This is a genomic window from Croceicoccus naphthovorans, assembly GCF_001028705.1.
GTDB classification, from domain to species: domain Bacteria; phylum Pseudomonadota; class Alphaproteobacteria; order Sphingomonadales; family Sphingomonadaceae; genus Croceicoccus; species Croceicoccus naphthovorans.
Genome location: NZ_CP011770.1, coordinates 3,399,467 through 3,417,890, shown reverse-complemented (window position 1 = coordinate 3,417,890; position 18,424 = coordinate 3,399,467). Strand labels below are relative to the sequence as shown.

19 protein-coding genes are annotated in these 18,424 nt (G+C 63.6%); 12 read left to right on the top strand and 7 right to left on the bottom strand.

What is annotated here, in order from left to right:
• Positions 1 to 187: 187 nt before the first annotated feature.
• A complete protein-coding gene (locus tag AB433_RS16930) occupies positions 188 to 1,675 on the bottom strand; it encodes a hypothetical protein (protein WP_047822686.1) in 1,488 nt (495 codons plus the stop codon).
• A gap of 94 nt (positions 1,676 to 1,769) precedes the next feature.
• Positions 1,770 to 3,014 (bottom strand): polyhydroxyalkanoate depolymerase, encoded by a 1,245-nt coding sequence (locus AB433_RS16925; protein WP_047822685.1) that lies wholly within the window; start codon positions 3,012 to 3,014, stop codon positions 1,770 to 1,772.
• A 176-nt stretch (positions 3,015 to 3,190) separates the two neighbouring features.
• Between AB433_RS16925 and AB433_RS16920 the strand changes: the two genes are divergently transcribed.
• The 11 genes from AB433_RS16920 to AB433_RS16870 all read left to right on the top strand — a co-directional run bounded on the left by AB433_RS16920 (position 3,191) and on the right by AB433_RS16870 (position 13,752).
• Positions 3,191 to 5,035 carry an ABC transporter transmembrane domain-containing protein gene (locus tag AB433_RS16920; protein WP_047822684.1) on the top strand — a complete coding sequence of 615 codons (1,845 nt, stop codon included), beginning with the start codon at positions 3,191 to 3,193 and terminating at the stop codon, positions 5,033 to 5,035.
• Between the two features lie 123 nt (positions 5,036 to 5,158).
• Entirely contained in the window at positions 5,159 to 7,285 is a 2,127-nt protein-coding gene (locus AB433_RS16915; RefSeq protein WP_047822683.1) for a M13 family metallopeptidase, read from the top strand.
• Positions 7,286 to 7,359: 74 nt separating this feature from the next.
• The gene (locus AB433_RS16910) at positions 7,360 to 8,184 is read left to right on the top strand and encodes an undecaprenyl-diphosphate phosphatase (protein WP_047824387.1); all 825 of its coding nucleotides are present in this window, start codon (positions 7,360 to 7,362) and stop codon (positions 8,182 to 8,184) included.
• Positions 8,185 to 8,314: 130 nt separating this feature from the next.
• The gene (locus AB433_RS16905; RefSeq protein ID WP_047822682.1) at positions 8,315 to 8,569 is read left to right on the top strand and encodes a GlsB/YeaQ/YmgE family stress response membrane protein; all 255 of its coding nucleotides are present in this window, start codon (positions 8,315 to 8,317) and stop codon (positions 8,567 to 8,569) included.
• Between the two features lie 74 nt (positions 8,570 to 8,643).
• Positions 8,644 to 8,889, top strand: coding sequence for a hypothetical protein (locus AB433_RS16900; RefSeq protein ID WP_047822681.1), 246 nt, complete (start codon positions 8,644 to 8,646; stop codon positions 8,887 to 8,889).
• Between the two features lie 257 nt (positions 8,890 to 9,146).
• Positions 9,147 to 9,314, top strand: coding sequence for a 50S ribosomal protein L33 (gene rpmG, locus AB433_RS16895; RefSeq protein WP_047822680.1), 168 nt, complete (start codon positions 9,147 to 9,149; stop codon positions 9,312 to 9,314).
• 150 nt (positions 9,315 to 9,464) lie between these two features.
• Entirely contained in the window at positions 9,465 to 10,115 is a 651-nt protein-coding gene (locus AB433_RS16890; RefSeq protein WP_047824385.1) for a LolA family protein, read from the top strand.
• A gap of 317 nt (positions 10,116 to 10,432) precedes the next feature.
• A complete protein-coding gene (locus tag AB433_RS16885; protein WP_245626700.1) occupies positions 10,433 to 11,242 on the top strand; it encodes an exodeoxyribonuclease III in 810 nt (269 codons plus the stop codon).
• Between the two features lie 7 nt (positions 11,243 to 11,249).
• The gene (gene ribA, locus AB433_RS16880; RefSeq protein WP_245626699.1) at positions 11,250 to 12,332 is read left to right on the top strand and encodes a GTP cyclohydrolase II; all 1,083 of its coding nucleotides are present in this window, start codon (positions 11,250 to 11,252) and stop codon (positions 12,330 to 12,332) included.
• Between the two features lie 245 nt (positions 12,333 to 12,577).
• Complete coding sequence (locus tag AB433_RS20685) at positions 12,578 to 12,754, top strand: DUF465 domain-containing protein (protein ID WP_156170871.1); 177 nt, start codon at positions 12,578 to 12,580, stop codon at positions 12,752 to 12,754.
• Between the two features lie 14 nt (positions 12,755 to 12,768).
• Positions 12,769 to 13,752 carry a TerC family protein gene (locus AB433_RS16870; protein WP_047822677.1) on the top strand — a complete coding sequence of 328 codons (984 nt, stop codon included), beginning with the start codon at positions 12,769 to 12,771 and terminating at the stop codon, positions 13,750 to 13,752.
• Here AB433_RS16870 and AB433_RS21585 read toward each other — a convergent pair.
• The 4 genes from AB433_RS21585 to recQ form a co-directional block, all read right to left on the bottom strand.
• The gene (locus tag AB433_RS21585) at positions 13,749 to 13,874 is read right to left on the bottom strand and encodes a hypothetical protein (protein WP_260181952.1); all 126 of its coding nucleotides are present in this window, start codon (positions 13,872 to 13,874) and stop codon (positions 13,749 to 13,751) included. The two genes, AB433_RS16870 and AB433_RS21585, sit on opposite strands and share 4 nt — an antisense overlap.
• A 1-nt stretch (position 13,875) precedes the next feature.
• Entirely contained in the window at positions 13,876 to 14,088 is a 213-nt protein-coding gene (locus AB433_RS20160) for a type II toxin-antitoxin system antitoxin (protein WP_245626698.1), read from the bottom strand.
• A gap of 15 nt (positions 14,089 to 14,103) precedes the next feature.
• Complete coding sequence (locus AB433_RS16860) at positions 14,104 to 14,985, bottom strand: SPFH domain-containing protein (protein ID WP_047822673.1); 882 nt, start codon at positions 14,983 to 14,985, stop codon at positions 14,104 to 14,106.
• A 67-nt stretch (positions 14,986 to 15,052) separates the two neighbouring features.
• The gene (gene recQ, locus AB433_RS16855) at positions 15,053 to 16,939 is read right to left on the bottom strand and encodes a DNA helicase RecQ (RefSeq protein WP_082134991.1); all 1,887 of its coding nucleotides are present in this window, start codon (positions 16,937 to 16,939) and stop codon (positions 15,053 to 15,055) included.
• Positions 16,940 to 17,220: 281 nt separating this feature from the next.
• Between recQ and AB433_RS21665 the strand changes: the two genes are divergently transcribed.
• Positions 17,221 to 17,550 carry a Flp family type IVb pilin gene (locus AB433_RS21665; protein WP_053059234.1) on the top strand — a complete coding sequence of 110 codons (330 nt, stop codon included), beginning with the start codon at positions 17,221 to 17,223 and terminating at the stop codon, positions 17,548 to 17,550.
• Between the two features lie 79 nt (positions 17,551 to 17,629).
• On the opposite strand, the gene AB433_RS16845 is transcribed toward AB433_RS21665, so the two are convergent.
• Positions 17,630 to 18,424 (bottom strand): hypothetical protein, encoded by a 795-nt coding sequence (locus AB433_RS16845; RefSeq protein WP_047822671.1) that lies wholly within the window; start codon positions 18,422 to 18,424, stop codon positions 17,630 to 17,632.

Sequence of the window (18,424 nt, the reverse complement as noted above, 5' to 3'; positions counted from 1 at the left end):
CCCGGACCCCAGTGTCCGGAAATAAATGGCGACTCACCCGCCGCGATCACGCAGCGAAATGGCGCACCGGACCCCCATGACGATACAAAGCAGTTTTTGCAACTGCACATAGCCGCAAAATGACATGCCCCAAGCCATGCCGAGAGCGGTCCCCACGTGAATTCAACGGCTTAGATGTGACGAACGCTTATCGCGATGAGTCGCTCAAACGCGCCAATTCGTCCAGTGCCTCGCGCAGGCGGAAATCCTGCGGCTTGCCCTGCGGCCTGATTCCCCCGCCGCCGGACGGCGCCAGCAGCGATGGCGGCATGCCCGCCTCACCCGGACGTGTAGCAGGGCCGCGCGCTGCATGGCTTTTGCCCAGACCGACATCGATCAGCGAGCCATAGCCCGCGCCATCGTCGTCGGCGTCTTCCTCTTCATCGCCCGCCCCATCGTACCAATCAGGCTGGGCCGAGGTCATGTCGAAGCCGGGCGCGGCGGTCGGTGCTGTGGCAACAGGTTCGGGGCGATAGGCAGGTTGCGGGGTCGGTATCGGCTCTGGCGCGTGTTCGGGCGTTGCGATCGCGTCCGGCTCAGGCCTCGGTTCGATCGCCGAAACGGAAGGCTCTGACTCCGCAGGTTCTGCTTCGACCGGCCAATCCGGCTCTGCCGGGTCCTCCCCCGCGCCACCGAACAGCGAGCGGGGCAGGTCGGGAGGCGAATCGCCCTCTTCCCAAGCCGCTGCGGGTTCGGCTGTTTGCTCTTTCGGCCCCGACCAAGAGGAGAACTCGGTTTCTTCGCCGGCGAACATACTCTCTGGCCATGCCTCGGCCTCTGGCGTCGGTTCGTCGTGGGCGTCCACCTTTCCCGCCGGTACCGTGCCATATATCGCGGTGTCACCCGGATAGCGCGGTCCTGGAAACGGCACTTCCTCTGGCCACTGCGCCACGGCGGCGTGCCATTCGGGGGTATTCTCGGCGTCGGGAACCGGCTCACTCCACGCGGCTTGCGCCAGTTCGGCAAGTGGCTCGGGCTCTGCCACGGTCTCGAAAGCAAGCGGCGCAGGCGGCTGCGGGGGATCGATGGGGCGAGTCTCTGCGGGTCGGGCCGCGCTTGGTTCGGGCATCGCGCGGGTAACCGGCGGCGGGGTTTCGTCCCACTCGTCAGACGCGCTGCCCGCGCTGTCGGGGCGCTCTCCACGCGGTTCGAAGAGGTGATCGTCGCCGCCATCCTTGCGCGGCGCTTCATGCGCGACCCCTGCGGGTTCGGGATATTCGCTGGCCGAAGGATGCTCCAGCCCCAGCTCGCGGAACGATACCGGCACCGGCTTTGTCGGCGCGGGGTTCGGGTCTTCGTACTGCGGCACGGCAGAGGACTGCGGCTTGGCCTCGCCCTCAACCAGATGGCGGCGCAGGCGCGGCACGGCGGCGGCGGCCTGACGCCGCGTGCCCGGCGGGGCCGAACGCGTGTTGAACGCGATGCCGGTAACCTTGGTCATCACCACATAGCCGAGAATGCCCGCAAAGCCGTGAAGCGCAATCCGCGCGGCCTGCACATTCACCTGCCCTTCCAGCCCTGCGGCCAAAAGCGCCTGATGCAGCTGCGCATCGGTCAGTAGAAAGCCCACGGCAACTCCGGCAAGCGCACCGGCAACACGCAGCATCAGGGCAAGGAATCCGAATAGGGCGTTCATGATACTTCTTTTGGCCTAGAGGACCAGAAGATGTCTTAAACAGGAACGGTAAACGCGGTGCTAACCGCGCGGCAGCGGTTTCGGAGTTATGCGATCAGGCGACGGCCTGAAGCCTGCCCCGCGCATGGCCCGCCATCCAGCCTTCGACGATGGGCGCGATGGTCGCCCGCCATTTCGACCCGTTGAAGATGCCATAGTGCCCGACTTTGGGGGCAAGATGGTAACGCTTCATCGCGTCCGGCAGGTTCGGGGTCAGGGTCAGCGCCGCCTTGGTCTGGCCCACGCCCGAGATATCGTCGCGCTCGCCCTCGATGCACAGGATCGCGGTGTCGGTGATCGCGCCAAGGTCGATGGTCTCGCCCCGGTGGGTCAAGAGCCCGCGCGGGAGGAGGTATTCCTTGAATACCGCGTTCACCGTCTGAAGGTAGAATTCCGCCGTCATGTCGCAGACGGCCAGATATTCGTCGTAGAAAATCTTCGTCGCCTCGGCGCTTTCGCCGTCGCCCACCACCAGATGTTTGAACATCGCATAGTGGCTCATCATGTGGTTGCCGAGGTTCATGCTCATGAACCCGGCCAGTTGCAGAAACCCCGGATAGACCCGGCGGCCCGCACCCGGATAATGCAGCGGCACGGTCTGGATCAGGTTCTGCTTGAACCACGCCATCGGGCGACCGGTCGCCATGTCGTTGACCTCGGTCGGCGCCTCGCGCGTGTCGATGGGGCCGCCCATCATGGTCAGCGTGACAGGGCGGCACGGATGCTTGTTCGCGGCCATGATGGCGGTGGCGGCAAAAGCGGGGACCGATGGCTGGCACACCGCCATGAGGTGCGCGCCGGGGCCGATGTGTTCGAGGAACTCGATAACGTAGTCGATATAGTCGTCGAGGTCGAACTTGCCTTCCGACATCGGCACCAGCTTCGCATCGGCCCAGTCGCTGATGTAAACGACGGCGTTCTCGACCATCCGCTCGACCGTACCGCGCAGCAGCGTGGCATAGTGCCCGCTCATCGGCGCAACGATCAGCAGGTGGGGCGCATCCTTGGGCAGGCCGGCATGGCTGAACCGCTTCAGGTTGCCGAATGGGCGGTGGAGCACGTCCGATTCGACAACTTCGTAATCCTTGCCATTGCAGGTGACGGAATCGATGCCGAACGCCGGTTTGCCGCGCGGGGCAGCGGCATGCGAAAACACTTCCAGAGCCGACGAAACCGCAGGGCCGAAACCGGTGTACCCCAAGGGATTGCGGGGGTTGCCCAACCACTCCGACACGACCGATGCCCCGGCGCTTGCCGACGACAACCAAGCCTTTTGCAGTTCGTACATTCCGTAAAGCATGCGTGCTCCTCCGCTTTCCCCGGCAATCTGAATATCGGCTCAGCTTCGCTTCGTTGCAATGCACAATCGAACTTTTTGCCAGTGCGAAACGATCTTGTTCGGGCAATTCACGGGTTTGCGCCACTGTCCGTTGGTAAGGCTTTGCCTTGCCGCGCGTTTGGTCTAGGGCGCGCGCCATGAACGCGAGGAAGCGCCGCCGAACGGAAGAAGCCGCCGGGACAGAACCGGCCGGACAGGCTTCGCGCAGCGTCGCACCGCTGCGCCTGATCGTACAGGCGGCGCGGTCCTATCCGTGGATCGTGGCGGCGGCGCTGGCCGCGCTGCTGATCACCTCTGCCGCAACGCTGGCGATCCCCTCGGGCTTCAAGCTGATCATCGACCGGGGCTTTACCGGCGGCGGCGAGATCGGGCGCTGGTTTCAGTACTTGCTGATGATCGTAGTCGTGCTGGCCATCGGCACGGCGCTACGGTTCTATTTCGTGTCGTGGCTGGGTGAGCGGGTGGTCGCCGATCTGCGCGTGCGGGTGAACCGCCACCTTCTGGACATGCCGCCCGCGTTTTTTGAGGAAAACAGCCCCGGCGAAATCGCCTCGCGCATGACGGCGGATACCGCGATCATCGAACAGACTGTCAGCAGCACCGTCTCCGTCGCCTTGCGCAATATCGTGACCGCGATCGGCGGCACGATCTATATGTTCATCCTCGCCCCGGGTCTCAGCATCTATCTGCTGCTGGCGATACCGGCGGTCATCCTGCCCATCCTGTGGTTCGGGCGGAAGGTTCGCGATCTGTCGAAATCGAGCCAGGACCGCATCGCAGATGTCGGCGCGATGACGGGGGAAGTGCTGGGCGCGATGCAGGTGGTGCAGGCGTTCAATCAGGAAGATCGCGAACGCGCCCGCTTTCGCAACGCGGTAGAGCGCAGCTTCGACACCGCCGCTCAGCGTATCCGCATGCGGTCGGTGCTGACCGGGATCGTCATCTTCCTGATCTTCGGCGCCATCACGCTGCTGTTGTGGAAGGGCGCCATCGAAGTTGCGGCGGGAAATATCACCGGTGGCACCATCGCGGCTTTCGTCATTACCGTCGGGCTGGTCGCCGGGGCGTTCGGGTCGCTGACAGAGGTCTATGGCAGTCTGCTTCGCGCCGCCGGGGCTGCGCAGCGGATGGGCGAATTGCTAGACGCGCGCCCATCCATCGCCCCGCCCGAACGCCCGCAGACCTTGCCCGTCCCGCCGCGCGGGGCCATCGCGTTCCAGAATGTGACCTTCCGCTATCCGGCACGCCCCGATCAGGCGGCCTTGCAGGATTTCTCGCTGACGATCGAGCCGGGCGAGACCATCGCCATCGTCGGCCCGTCGGGCGCGGGGAAGTCCACGCTGTTCCAGCTGGTCGCCCGCTTTCGCGATCCACAGGCGGGCAGCGTGCGGATCGACGGCGTGGAGCTCACCCGCGCCGATCCGGCCGCGATTCGCCAGCGCATCGCGCTGGTGCCGCAGGAATCGGTGCTGTTCGCGGCAGATGCACGCTACAATATCCAGTACGGCGCACCGCAGGCGACTGACGAGGCGATCTGGGAAGCTGCCCGCGCCGCCAATGCAGAGACGTTCCTGCGCGATCTGCCGCAAGGGCTGGACACTTTCATCGGCGAAGGCGGCGCACGCCTGTCGGGGGGGCAGCGCCAGCGGATCGCTATCGCCCGCGCCATCCTGCGCGATTCCCCCATCCTGCTGCTGGACGAAGCGACCAGTGCTTTGGATGCCGAGAGCGAGCGACTGGTGCAGTCCGCGCTCGACCATTTGATGCAGGGCCGGACCACCTTGGTCATCGCCCACCGGTTGGCCACCGTTCGGGCGGCTGACCGGATCGTGGTGATGGACGAAGGCCGCGTCGTAGAGATCGGCGATCACGATACGCTGAGCGCGGCGGGCGGGCTCTATGCACGGCTGGCGCGGTTGCAGTTCGACGAATCGCGGTTCGACGCGGCCAAAGGTCAGACGGGCGCAGAAGCCGCCTCTTGACCGCCGGACAGGCCCGGTTCATCGATAAAGTATCAATAGAAACCGATGAACGACATCGGCAGCGCGGACCGCTGCGGGTATCCAGACACATCGACTTTCGCTGAAACGGACTGACAGACCCTCATGCTCAACAAGACATTTGCCGCCGGCTGCTCGGCCATTGCCCTGATCATCGCCGCGCCCGCGCTGGCGCAGGATGCCGCCCCTGCCGCGCCGGTCGATCCCGATCCGATGACGTGGCCGGCGATGGGCTTCGACCCAGCCGATATCGACACCAGCATCAATCCGGGTGACGATTTCCACGAATACGTCAACGGCAAGTGGGACGCGGTCACCGTGATCCCGCCGCAGTTCTCTTCATACGGTGTCGTGACCGACCTTCGGCTCAAGGCAGAAAGTCAGGTCGAACAGATCATCACCGAGATGAGCGAAAGCGACGCCGCCAAGGGCACGATCGAGCAGAAGGTCGGCGACAGTTATGCCGCGTATGTCGACCGCGAAGCCATCGATGCGCGCGGCATGGCCCCGGCGCAGCCGCTGCTCGATGCAGTATGGGCGATCAACACCTATGACGATCTTGCCCGCTTTTTCGCAACGCCGGGCATGCCCGATCCGTTCTCGATCAGCGTCCATTCCGACCACATGGCGCCCAACGTCAACATCTTCAACATCTGGACCGGCGGCCTCGGCCTGCCCGACCGGGACAACTATCTCGTCGACAACGAGAAGAACCTTGAGATGCGCGCCAAGTACAAGGAATACCTGACCTTCATGCTGGGCAAGGCGGGCTACGAAGACCCTGCCGCCGCCGCCGATGCCGTCTATGCGCTGGAACGCCGCATGGCGGTAACCGACTGGGATCGCACCATCTCTGACGATCCGCGCATTCTCTACAACCCCACCAAGCGCACCGTGATCGACAGCTGGTCGAACAAGTTCCCGATGCAGACCTATTTCGACACGCTGGGCGTCGGCTCGCTCGACACCATGATCGTCGACGAAGTCCCGCTAGAACCGGGCGAGGCCGAGGAACTGGGCCTGACCCCTGCCGACGTGGCCAAGCTGGGCGGCGGTTTTCCCGCCTTCACGCAGCTGATCGGCAATACCGATCTTGCCACCTGGAAGGCATGGGCCGCGGCCAACATCATCGGCGGCTATTCGTCGGTCCTGCCGCAGGACATCGAGAAGGCCGCCTTCGACTTTTACGGCACCTATCTGTCAGGCGCGAAGATTCAGCGTCCGCGTGAAAAGCGCGGCATTTCGCTGATCAACAGCCGCTTTGGCGAAGGCGTCGGCAAGCTTTACGTCGAACGCAACTTCTCGCCCGAGGCGAAGGCCAAGATGGTCGAGCTGGTCGGCAATCTGAAGACCGCGATGGGCGCGCGTATCCAGAACCTCAGCTGGATGAGCGCGGACACCAAGACGCAGGCGCTGGACAAGCTGGGCAAGATCAACGTCAAGATCGGCTATCCCGACAAATGGGAGGATTACGACGGACTTGAAATCACCGCCAGCGATCCGCTCGCCAACTCGCTCGCCGCGGCCAAGTGGGGCTGGCAGGAACAGCTGGAAGACCTGAGCGAGCCGGTCGACCGGCTGAAGTGGGGGATGACACCGCAGACGGTGAACGCCTATTACAGCCCGCTCCTGAACGAGATCGTGTTCCCGGCGGCCTATCTGCAAGCGCCGAACTTCTCGCTTTCCGCCGATCCGGCGGTGAACTACGCGATCATCGGATCGACGATCGGACACGAGATCAGCCACGGGTTCGACGATTCGGGTTCACGCTATGACGGCGGTGGTGTGCTGCGCAACTGGTGGACCGAACAGGATCGCGCCGAGTTCGACAAGGCCGGCGCCAAGCTGATCGAGCAGTACAATGCGTTCTGCCCGCTGGACGATGGCAAGACCTGCATCAACGGCAAGCTGACGCTGGGCGAGAACATCGCCGACCTTGCGGGCCTGCGCATCGCCTATGACGCGTACAAAGTCAGCCTGAACGGCCAGGAAGCGCCGGTGATCGACGGGCTGACCGGCGACCAGCGCTTCTTCATCGCCTATGCGCTGGGCAATCGCGGTCTGTGGACCGAAGAGCTGACCCGCAACATCCTACAAACTGACCCGCACTCGCCCGACAAGGCGCGGACCAACGTGGTGCTGGCCAACTTCGACCCGTGGTACGAGGCGTTTGACGTCAAGCCGGGCGATGCGATGTACCTTGCCCCGGAAGATCGCGTCCACATGTGGTAACAGGGCTCATCCCGGCGCATTTCCCGTGATCCTTGCTTGACACGGGGCATGCGCCGGGCGACCCGTCGCGGCGCATGGAAAATCTCGCGCTGACTGCCGTCCTCCTCGGAATTGTCGAGGGGCTTACCGAATTCATCCCGGTCTCTTCGACCGGCCACCTCATCCTCGCATCCGCGCTGTTCGGCTATGATGCAGAGGAGTGGAAGGTGTTCAACGTCGTCATCCAGCTGGGCGCGATCCTGGCGGTTGTCGTGCAGTACTGGCGCACGTTCTGGGCGGCGGGCACCGGCATTTTCCAACGCCACCCCGAATCGATCCGCTTCGTCGTGAACCTGCTCGTCGCCTTCATGCCGGCGGCGATCATCGGCCTGCTGATGAAAGACTATATCGACATCATGCTGGGCAGCCCCAGCATCGTCGCATGGGCGCTGATCGCGGGCGGCATCGCCATTCTCGTCATCGAAAAAGTGGCCAAGGAAGGCCCGCCCAGCGGCATCGGTCAACTGCCGGTGAAACAGGCGCTGGGCGTCGGCTTTATTCAGTGCCTTGCGATGATCCCGGGCGTCAGCCGGTCTGGCGCGACGATCATGGGCGCGCTGGCGATGGGGATCGAACGGCGAACGGCTGCGGAATTCAGCTTCTTCCTCGCCATCCCCACGATGCTGGGCGCCAGCACACTGGAAATCTGGCAGTACCGCGACGAACTGGCGGGCGGTCACATGACGGTGGGCTGGGGCGAGATCGCGATCGGCTTCGTCGTCTCTTTCATCGTGGCGCTGATCGTAATCCGCGCCTTCGTCGCCTATGTCAGCAGGGCCGGTTTCGCACCTTTTGCATGGTATCGCATCGTTGCGGGCACCGCCGCCCTCATATGGCTGGGATTTGCGGCAAACAGCTGATTTCCTTGGGCTACCGGTGAATAGCCCGGAATTTTCTCACTCCATTCGTCGAGTTTTCCACACGGTCTGGAACCAATCCCGCGTCGTCCACGTTCCTTAAGCAAACGCTAATAAACAAAGGACCTGAACGATGGGTATCATTATTCTGATCATCGTCGGTGGCATCATCGGCTGGCTCGCCAGCATCGTCATGCGGACCGACGCGCAGCAGGGCATTTTGCTCAACGTCGTCGTCGGCATCGTCGGCGCACTGCTTGCTGGCCTCGTCGTCGGTGGCGACACCATCATGAACGGCTTCAGCCTCTCGGCTCTGCTGTTTTCTTTCCTTGGCGCCGTCGTCCTTCTGGCGATCGTCAACCTGTTTCGTCGCGGTTCGGTTCGCTAATAACCGATAAGCAATGAAAATCGGGGGCGGCAGCAATCCTGTCGCCCCTCCTTTACGTAAAGGGGAAACTTACCATGAAGAAGATTATTTCCGTTGCGGCCGCCGCCGCCCTTGGCCTGACCCTCGCCGCTTGCGACAGCCCGGCAGAGAACCAGATGGAAGACCAGGCCGAAGCCATCGATGAAGCAGCGGAAGCGACCGCTGACGCGATGGAAGACGCCGGTATGGAAGAGCAGGCCGACGCCGTCGAAGAACAGGGCGAAGAGACGAAGGACGCTATGGAAGAAGCGGCCGACGATATGGACGCCACGCCGCAATAAGCTTTGCCTGTTGCAAGTGGGAACGGCGCCGGAGCGATCCGGCGCCGTTTTCGTTTGGGTGCCTGTGACAAGACTGGCCCGCCAACGGGGCCGCACCGCTTGACTTGACGGCCCCTTTCGCGCAAAGGCCCCACCGCATTGCGGGCGCAGAGATGCGATTCCCGCTTTTCGCTTTTTAGATGAACCCGCGAGTTTGATCGTTCGCGAGGCAGGCCAAAAGCCAGCCGCGCGCACCAAGGAAGTATCAGGAAAACGCCATGGCGAAGCCCGCAACCGTCAAGATCCGGCTGGTATCGACCGCCGACACCGGCTTCTTCTACGTAACCAAGAAGAACCCCCGCAACATGACCGAGAAGATGGTCCAGCGGAAGTACGATCCCGTCGTGCGCAAGCATGTCGACTTCAAGGAAGCCAAGATCAAGTGATCTTGCGCGGCGGAGGTTCGCGCCTCCGCCTCGCGCGGCTCGATTTATCGTATCGGGCGCGCGATTTATCGGCGAATCCCGCAAACCTGCGGGAACGCCCCCGGTTCACGGCGGGTTAAATGCCCGACTGTTAGATAAACCGGGATGATTATGAACAAACTCACGAATCGCACCGCCCGCGCGCTTGGCGCCGGGTTGCTCGCCCTTGCCGCTCCAGCCGCGCTAGTTGCCCCCGTCGTTCCCGCGGCGGCCGCGCAATCCACCAAGATGGAGGAGGCGGTTAAGGCCCTGCGCGCCATCAGCACGATGCGCGCCAGCTTTACCCAGACCGACCGTAGCGGCCAGCAGGTTCGCGGCACGATGGCGCTAAAGCGCCCGGGCAAGATCCGCTTCGAGTACCAGAAGGACGTGCCCGTTCTCATCGTGTCCGACGGCAGCCGCCTGACGATGTTGGATTATGAAGTGAATCAAAAGCAGGTCTGGCCGATCAAGAACAGTCCGCTGGGCGCTCTACTTCAGCCCGATGGCGACATCAGCAAGTACGGTACCCTGATGCCGACCAACCACCCCGGCGTGACCAGCGTCCGCATTCGCGATCCCAAGCATCCCGAATACGGCACGATGACGATGATTTTCGAGCGTAAGGCCAGTGCCCCGGGCGGCATGCAGCTTGCCGGGTGGGTATCTGTCGATTCGCAAAACAAGATGACACGCATCGACCTTACCAATCAGCGTTATGGCATGGACATCGGCAACGGCACTTTCATGTTCAAGGACGTCCGTGCCCGCACCAAGCGTTGAGGTCATTCGTTCAGCTTCGCGTCGCTTCCTGACAGGTTTGGCGCGATTGAACGCCGGGCCGTGCGGCGGGGGCGACGAGTTGCGGTGAACCGTTGGTTACCGTTCATCTGCGCGACAGGCCCAACCGCTAAAAATGTTCAGACAAGATGCGCAGGTCCGGGTTTCCCCCCTGTTGCCCGGTTCCGATACGAACGCATCTTGCCGAGCGTGACGAACGCGAATGGAACCCTCGACCCATTGCCCCCGGGTCGGGGGTTTTCCATTTTCGGCGCCATTTCCGGCGGTAGTGGACTTTGGCCGCAGGGGCCTTATTGCGCATGGCCATGACCGGCAGCAATCTCAGCATCGCGACATGGAACATAAACTCGGTCCGCCTGCGGATCGACCAGGTGGCCAAGGTTCTGACCGAACAGGCCCCCGATGTGCTGTGCCTGCAAGAGATCAAGGTCGCCGAACACCTGTTTCCGCACGATGCGTTCGAAGCGCTGGGCTATGCCCACCGCGCGATCCACGGGCAAAAGGGCTATCACGGCGTCGCCACCGTCAGCAAAGTGCCCTTCACCGAATTCAGCCGCCACGACTGGCAAGACAATGGTGAGGCGCGTCACGTCGGCGTAGAGCTGCACGGCAAGGGTCAGGGCATGATCCTTGAAAACGTCTATATCCCCGCCGGCGGCGACGTCGCAGACCGCGAGGTGAACCCGAAGTTTGGTCAGAAGCTGGATTTCCTTGAGCGCATGACCCGCTGGGCGGACAAGATCGACCGACCCACGCTGCTGGTCGGCGATTTCAATATCGCGCCGCTGGAATGCGACGTCTACGATCACAAGGCGCTGCTGAAGGTCGTAAGCCACACCCCGATCGAGGTGGAGACGCTTGGCAAGCTGGCCGATGCGCATGGCTGGGTCGATCTGGGCCGCAAGCACATCCCCGCGCCCGAACGCAACTACTCGTGGTGGTCATACCGCTCGTACTGGCGGCAGAAGGATCAGGGGCGCAGGCTCGATCACATGTGGGCGTCGCCCGATCTAGCAGCGCAATCGGTCTCACACCGCTTCGTCGAGGAAACGCGCAAGTGGGAGCAGCCTTCGGACCACGTACCGCTGATCACCGAGTTCGCCCTGTGAGGAAGCGGTGACCGAGAACGACATAGGTCGGGGGCCCCGCCGCGCCGCGCAGGTGATCGACGCGCTGCGCCACGGGTGGCCGATCCGCATCAGCGGGTCGGACGGGGCGCTGACGCTGCTCTGCGCGGAAACCGGGTATGAAAGCGGGCAGACCACCGCGCCGCGCCTTCTCCTTTCTGCAGCCCGCGCCGTGACGCTGAAGCTGGCCAACCAGCGCGATGCTGCCGTGCCCGATGCCCCGGCCCTGATCCGCGCGGCAGAACCGTTCACGTTGCCTCTGGCGCGCGGACTGGCCGATCCGTCGCAAGACCTGTTGCACCCGCTGGCCGGGCCGTTCCGCGCGCAACCGCTGGAAGCGAACGAGGCGGCGCAAGCGGCAATGACGCTGGCGCGATTGGCCGGGGTGCTGCCTTGCTTCCTCGTCGATCCCGATCCGGCGGAGAACGTCGTGGACTGCGACGTCGCCGACCTGGCCGCGTTTCAGGACCCGCACCGCCTGACGGTTCAAGCCCGCGCCCACCTGCCGACCGCCGCGGCCGAGGCGTGCGAGATTGTCGCCTTCCGCGCGCCGGACGATTTGCGCGAACATGTGGCGCTGATCGTGGGCGAACAGCGGTCCGAGGCCACGCCGCTGGTCCGCCTGCATTCGGAATGCCTGACCGGCGACGTGCTCACCAGCCTGAAGTGCGATTGCGGCCCGCAGCTCGATGCCGCGCTGGCGGCAATGGCGGAAGAGGCCGACAAGGGCGGCTATGGCGTCCTGCTCTACTTGCGACAGGAAGGGCGGGGGATCGGCCTGATCAACAAGCTGCGCGCCTATCGGTTGCAGGATCAGGGCTATGACACGGTCGATGCCAACAACCGGCTGGGCCTGCCGACAGAGGCACGCGATTTCCCGGTGGCGGCACGGATGCTGTCCCTCTTGGGCGTTCCGGCGATCCGGTTGATGACCAACAACCCTGAGAAAGTCGCGGCGTTGCAGGCCGTGGGCGTCAACGTCATCGAACGCGTGCCACACCAGTTGCCAGCCAACCCCCACAACGCCCGCTATCTCGACACCAAGCGCGACCGGACCGGGCACCTGCTCTAGCCCCGCGATTGGCGAGTCCCTTGCATTCGGCTCGCAAAGCCCGCACATTGCCCCTCGCGGGACCGGGCCCCTCTGGCGCGGCGTTGTTGGCAGCAGCCCAAGGGTCATTGCCGGAAAACGCCACGTGATGTCGGACCGCATCGGGTAAGACCGATGCCAGTCCGGGCTGTTCAAATAGCCCCGCAAGCCCAACTGGATCATCGCCCTCACCCGATCGAACGCCATTCGTTTCGAAAGGGAATATGATGTCCGACCGTTTCTTCCGCCTGCTTGAACGTCTGCAAAGGCTCGACGATCAGCTCCGCCGCGCCCAGCGCACCCGCCGCGATCGACTCGAAATCGCGCGCCTGGCCTTGCGCAAGGCCGCGCTGAAAAACCGGCTGCGGCGGCTGTCCAGCCACCCCCTGCCGATCCACGCCTGATTGGGAGAGCACCGATGGAATTTCTCTTCGCAGACTGGCTGGGCACGCCTGCTTGGTTCTGGCTCGCTTTCCTCGCCCTCGTCGCGGCGCTGACCGCGTTCGACCTCGGCATCCTCCACAAAGAGGATCGCGAGATGGGCATCGGCGAATCGCTGAAGCTGACGGCCTTCTACATCGGCATCGCAATGCTGTTCGGCGCATGGGTCTGGCACGCCAAGGGCGGCGAGGCCGGGATGCAGTACTACACCGGCTTCTTCATCGAAAAGGCGCTGTCGATCGACAACGTCTTCGTGATCAGCCTGATCTTCACCTTTTTCGCCATCCCGGCAAAGTACCAGTACCGCGCCCTGCTGTGGGGCATCATGGCGGTCATCGTGCTGCGCGGTCTGATGATCGCGGGCGGCGCTGCCTTGGTGCAGGAAGCCTACTGGGTACTGTATATCTTCGCCGCGTTCCTGGTGTTCACCGGCGTGAAGATGTTCTTCACCAGCGACCACGATCCCGACATCGGCAACAACCCGGCGGTCCGCTGGATCAGCCGCCACATGCGGGTGACGAAGGAACTGCACGGGCAGAAGTTCTTCGTGCGGGTGCCCGATGCCAACGGCAAGATCACTCGCGCGGCGACGCCGCTGCTATTGGCGCTGGTAGTCATCAATCTGGCCGATCTGGTGTTCGCGGTCGATTCGGTGCCCGCGATCTTCGCGATCACGACCGACACGTTCATCGTCTACACCTCGAACATCATGGCCATCCTCGGCCTGCGCGCGCTCTATTTCGCGCTGGCGGCAATGATCAACCGCTTCGCCTACCTGAAATATGCGCTGGCGTCGGTTCTGGTGTTTATCGGAGGCAAGATTTTCGTGGCGGACTTCCTGCTGGGCGGGGCCAAGTTCCCACCCGCGATCAGCCTTGGCGTGACCTTCGCGCTGATCGCAGGCGGCGTCGGCTATTCACTGTGGAAGACGCGGGGGGAGCCGCTGACCCCGGAAGCCTAGGACAGCCGCAGCGCGATGCCGAGCGCCAGCATTACCGCCGATCCAAGGACGATCATGCGGATAGTGGCGGTCGGCACGCGCCTGTTCTCGAAACCATGGCGGCGCAGCATGATGTGAAGCATCTCAGTCCTCCTGTTTCAGAGGGCGACCCCGGCGTGGTTGCTCGCTGACAGCGACCTTCACGCCGCGCTTGGCAAGGGCTTCGCGCAGCAGGAACTCGATCTCGGCGTTGACCGAGCGCAGGTCGCGCGCGGCCATGCGCTCGACCTCGGCATGAAGCGCCGGGTCGAGCCGCAAGGCAAATGATTTGCGTGATGGCGGCAAGGGTTTTGGCACGAAGGCCTGCTCCCGTTATCCGTTGTACAGTGTGCCGGCGTTCACGATCGGCTGCGTATCGCGTTCGCCGCACAGCACGACCATCAGGTTCGAGACCATTGCCGCCCGCCGCTCGTCGTCGAGATGAACGATGTTGTCCTCGGAGAGCTTGGCCAGCGCCATTTCCACCATCGAAACCGCACCCAGCACCAGCTTGGCCCTCGCGGCAATCACCGCCTCGGCCTGTTGGCGGCGCAGCATGGCCCCGGCGATTTCGGGCGCATAGGCAAGGTGGGTCAGCCCCGCCTCGTCCACGACGATTCCGGCGACCTTCAGCCGTTCGTTCAGCTCGGTCAGCAGTTCGCTATTCACCTGGTCGCTATCGCCGCGCAGCGTGACCTCGCCTTCCTCGATATCGTCATAGGGGTGGCGCGAACCGACGGTGCGCAGACCCGCCTCGATCTGGATGTTCACGAATTCGCGATAATCGTCGACATCGAACGTCGCCTGCGCCGTATCGCGCACGCGCCACACGACGTTGCAGGCGATCTCTATCGGATTGCCGCGCTTGTCGTTGATCTTGATCCGCTCGGAATGGATGTTGTTCGCCCGCGCGCTGACCTTCTTGCGCCCCATCCACGGCCAGACCCAGCGTAGCCCATGCTTGCGATCGGTGCCGCGATAGGACCCGAACAGGGTGATGACCGATGCCTGGTTGGGCTGCAGCATATAAAAGCCGGAACTGAGGAAGGCGAAGATCAGGCCCGCCGCGATCAGGATCACCGGTGATGGGTAGGCCGCGACCAGCACCTCGTAGGCGATCACCACCAGCATTGCCGCAATCGCCAGCAGCACCGGATAACCGCTGGTCGTGCTCGCACCCGATTCGGTGCTGGTATCCATTGACTTGAGTTCCATGAAATCCCCCTATACGATATAAATATGATACTACATTTATATCAATTCTGGGATTTGGGCAAGCGCGTCAGGAATGCTGTCGAATGACGGTCAGGAACTGCTCGCCATAGGCGTCGAGCTTCTTGCCCCCGATGCCTGGCAGATCGGCCAGCGCCTCGCGGCTTTGCGGGCGAAACCCGGCCATGTCGCGCAGGACCGAATCGTGGAAGATGACATAGGGCGGCACGCCGTTCTCCTTCGCCATGTCACGGCGCAATTCGCGAAGCGCATCGAACAACGGATCGCCCACGGGGTTGAGCGCCTGTCCTCCGGTCTTACGACCCCGCCCCCGTTCGCGCTTTGGCGGCAGGACGAGGTCTAGCGGCTGCTCACCCTTCAGATATGTCCGCGCCTCCGGCCCCAGCATCAGCCCGCCATGCTCGGTCGGCAACAATGCCCCGCGCACCAGCAGCGCACGTTGCACAGGTTTCAGCAGCGCCGCTTCCTCGCCTTCGACAATGCCAAAGACCGACAGCGTATCGTGTCCCTGCTGGCTGGCGCGGTCGCTATGCTGGCCCAGCAGCACGCTCTCGATATGGCCCGCCCCGTACATCTGCCGCGTGCGCGCCACGGCGGAGAGATACTTCTGCGCCACCACCGTCGCATCGACCGACTTCGGCGGTTCGAGGCAATTGTCGCAGTTGCCGCAGGTTTCGGGCGGGGTTTCGCCGAAATGTCGCAGCAGGATCGCGCGGCGACAGCCGGCAGTCTCGACCAGTGCGCCCAGCGCCGACAGCCGCGTGCGTTCGCCCTGCTGGCGCACCTCCTCCACCTCCTGCACCCGCATCCGCGCACGGGCGAAATCGTCCGCGCCCCAGAACAGGTGCGCCGTTGCCGGATCGCCGTCTCTGCCCGCGCGGCCGGTTTCCTGGTAATAGGCCTCAATCGATTTCGGCAGGCCCGCGTGGGCGACGAAGCGCACGTCGGGCTTGTCGATACCCATGCCAAAGGCGACGGTGGCGCAAATTACCATGTCCTCGCTGGCAACGAAGGCGGACTGGTTGGCCGCGCGCACCTCCGGCGGCAGACCTGCGTGATAGGCGCGCACCTCGCGCCTACCGTCAGAAAGCGCCTCGGCCAGCCGTTCGGTCGCGGCACGGGTCGGGGCATAGACGATGCCGGGACCGGGATTGGCCGCCAGCAACCGACGCAATTGCTGCGTCAGACCTTCACGCGGACGGATCGTATACCGGATGTTGGGCCGGTCGAACCCGGCGACGATCATGCCCTCTTCCGGAATGCCCAGCTGGTTCAGGATGTCAGACCGCGTATGTGCATCCGCCGTCGCGGTCAGCGCAAGGCGCGGCACGCCCGGAAACAGGTCCATCAGTGGGCGGAGCAGGCGATAGTCCGGGCGGAAATCGTGGCCCCATTCGGACACACAATGCGCCTCGTCTATCGCGAACAGTGCAATGCGACACTGGCCCAGCAATTCGCGGAAATGCGGCTGGCTGGCGCGTTCGGGCGCGACGTAGAGCAGGTCCAGCTCTCCCGCCCGCAGGCGCGCTACCGTCTCCGCACGGTTCTCGTCCGCGCTGGTCAGCGTCGCGGCGCGGATGCCGTTGGCCTCTGCGCTGCGCAACTGGTCGTGCATCAGCGCGATCAGCGGACTGATCACCACGCACGTCCCACCCACCATCGTTGCGGGCAACTGATAGGTCAGCGACTTGCCCGCGCCCGTAGGCATGACGGCCAATGTCGATTCGCCGCGCAAAACCCGGTCCACGACCTGCTGCTGCACGCCGCGAAAGGTGCGGAACCCGAACACCGCATGAAGCTGTTCCAGCAATGTCGCCTCGTCCGGCGCCGGGCCGAATGTCACCGGCTCGGGCACGAAGTCGGGATAATCGACCCGCTCGTACTCGGCATAGGGATCGAAGTTGGCGGGATAAGTCTGGTCGCTCGGCTCGGCCATGCACCCGCCTTGGCAGAGATCGGGGGCGCAAGAAAACCACTTGCGCCGTTCAGCCCCGGCAAAGCCGTGGATAGCGCCCGGAAAACCGCGATCGGACCGCCCTGATCGCAGATTGATCGCTTTTTAACCTGTCGTCCCTAGAAGTCAGCATTCTTGCGGCTGTCCGTTACAGAGATGAAGAGTTCCGTCATCGAAATGACTTCGCTTCGTCCGCGCTGACGACAGGCGTATCTGGCCCATGTCGAATCCGGTGTTCGGACGACGAAGGAAAGAGCGTTTCGATGTTCAAGCGGTTCTGGAAAGATGAAAGCGGCGGGTCGGCGGCGGAATACGCGCTGATCATTGCAGTCGTGGGGCCCGGCATCGGCGCGGCGGCACTGGTTCTGGGCGCGAACGTTTCGCACTCGGGCTCCAGCTTTTCCGAAGAACTCGATTCGACCAACGCGCTCGCCTCGCAAAGCGGGACGAGCAACGGTCAAGGCAATGGGGGCGGTCAGGGCGGGCCGAACGCCAATGATCCTTCGAATCCCGTTGATCCTGTCGACCCTGGCACAACCGATCCCAAACCGGTCAACTGCCCGTCGAAAAGCAAAAAGCCGGGCTGCCCCTGATTGGATAGACCTGAACGAAAACGGGGCGGAACGCATTGCGCGTTCCGCCCCGTTTTCGTTTGCGCGACCTACAAAGCGATCAGCACTTGGGGTGATGCCCGATGTCGCTGATGTCATAAACGTGCCCGTCGGCGACGGTCATTTGCAGGCACTGGTTCGACTGCGGGCGTGACCAGATCGTATAGGCGGTCGACCCCGACTTGAACCCATCGACATTGGCGAAACCGCGGCTGGTCAGCGTGCTGTCCGCCCCGGCTGCGCGGGCGCCCGTCAGATCCTTGAATTCAGCCTTTGCGCGATAGCCGCCGCTGCCGTGATGGTGCCCGGTGTTCGCCGTGCGCTGGTCGACACCCGCCGAATAGCCGGAGCTGTAAGCGTCCGACCGGCCCGAATTGTGATAAGCCACATTGTGCAGCCCATCGGTATAGCCGCGCTCGTACAACGCCTCGGCTTCGGCATCGTCGTCGTGCTTGTTATCGTCGTGGTGGTGCGACTTGTGGCTGACCAGCGCTGCCAGCAGGGCCGCACCCGCGACGGCGGCAACCGCCGTGCCAGCACCGCTGCCATGCTCACTATGCCCGCAATCCTGCGCGGTCACGTCGTTGATGGTCATCACGTGGCCGTCCATCACTTCGACCTGCACGCAATTGCGGCTGTCGTGGTGCCACCAGTTCGAATAGGCCGCGCCATAGCCGCCCTTGTGCCCATCGACATATTTCCAACCGCGCGACTGCAATTCGGATTCGGCGCCGGCGGCGCGGGCGCCGTTCAGGTCCTGCAACGAGGCAGCCTTTTTCGCGATTGCAGGCGTGGCGGCCAGGCCAATGGCGGCGGCGGTGGTCAGGACGGTTCCGGTAGTACGCAAAAAAGACAT

Coding starts and splice junctions, on each gene's coding strand:
- AB433_RS16905 (WP_047822682.1), top strand. CDS start 8,315: ATGGGTATCATTATTCTGATCATCGTCGGTGGCATCATCGGCTGGCTC.
- AB433_RS16890 (WP_047824385.1), top strand. CDS start 9,465: ATGAACAAACTCACGAATCGCACCGCCCGCGCGCTTGGCGCCGGGTTG.
- AB433_RS16870 (WP_047822677.1), top strand. CDS start 12,769: ATGGAATTTCTCTTCGCAGACTGGCTGGGCACGCCTGCTTGGTTCTGG.
- AB433_RS16885 (WP_245626700.1), top strand. CDS start 10,433: ATGGCCATGACCGGCAGCAATCTCAGCATCGCGACATGGAACATAAAC.
- AB433_RS16860 (WP_047822673.1), bottom strand. CDS start 14,985: ATGGAACTCAAGTCAATGGATACCAGCACCGAATCGGGTGCGAGCACG.
- AB433_RS21665 (WP_053059234.1), top strand. CDS start 17,221: ATGTTCAAGCGGTTCTGGAAAGATGAAAGCGGCGGGTCGGCGGCGGAA.
- AB433_RS16915 (WP_047822683.1), top strand. CDS start 5,159: ATGCTCAACAAGACATTTGCCGCCGGCTGCTCGGCCATTGCCCTGATC.
- AB433_RS16900 (WP_047822681.1), top strand. CDS start 8,644: ATGAAGAAGATTATTTCCGTTGCGGCCGCCGCCGCCCTTGGCCTGACC.
- rpmG (WP_047822680.1), top strand. CDS start 9,147: ATGGCGAAGCCCGCAACCGTCAAGATCCGGCTGGTATCGACCGCCGAC.
- AB433_RS16845 (WP_047822671.1), bottom strand. CDS start 18,424: ATGTCTTTTTTGCGTACTACCGGAACCGTCCTGACCACCGCCGCCGCC.
- AB433_RS16920 (WP_047822684.1), top strand. CDS start 3,191: ATGAACGCGAGGAAGCGCCGCCGAACGGAAGAAGCCGCCGGGACAGAA.
- AB433_RS16910 (WP_047824387.1), top strand. CDS start 7,360: ATGGAAAATCTCGCGCTGACTGCCGTCCTCCTCGGAATTGTCGAGGGG.
- AB433_RS16925 (WP_047822685.1), bottom strand. CDS start 3,014: ATGCTTTACGGAATGTACGAACTGCAAAAGGCTTGGTTGTCGTCGGCA.
- recQ (WP_082134991.1), bottom strand. CDS start 16,939: ATGGCCGAGCCGAGCGACCAGACTTATCCCGCCAACTTCGATCCCTAT.
- AB433_RS20685 (WP_156170871.1), top strand. CDS start 12,578: ATGTCCGACCGTTTCTTCCGCCTGCTTGAACGTCTGCAAAGGCTCGAC.
- AB433_RS16930 (WP_047822686.1), bottom strand. CDS start 1,675: ATGAACGCCCTATTCGGATTCCTTGCCCTGATGCTGCGTGTTGCCGGT.
- AB433_RS21585 (WP_260181952.1), bottom strand. CDS start 13,874: ATGCTTCACATCATGCTGCGCCGCCATGGTTTCGAGAACAGGCGCGTG.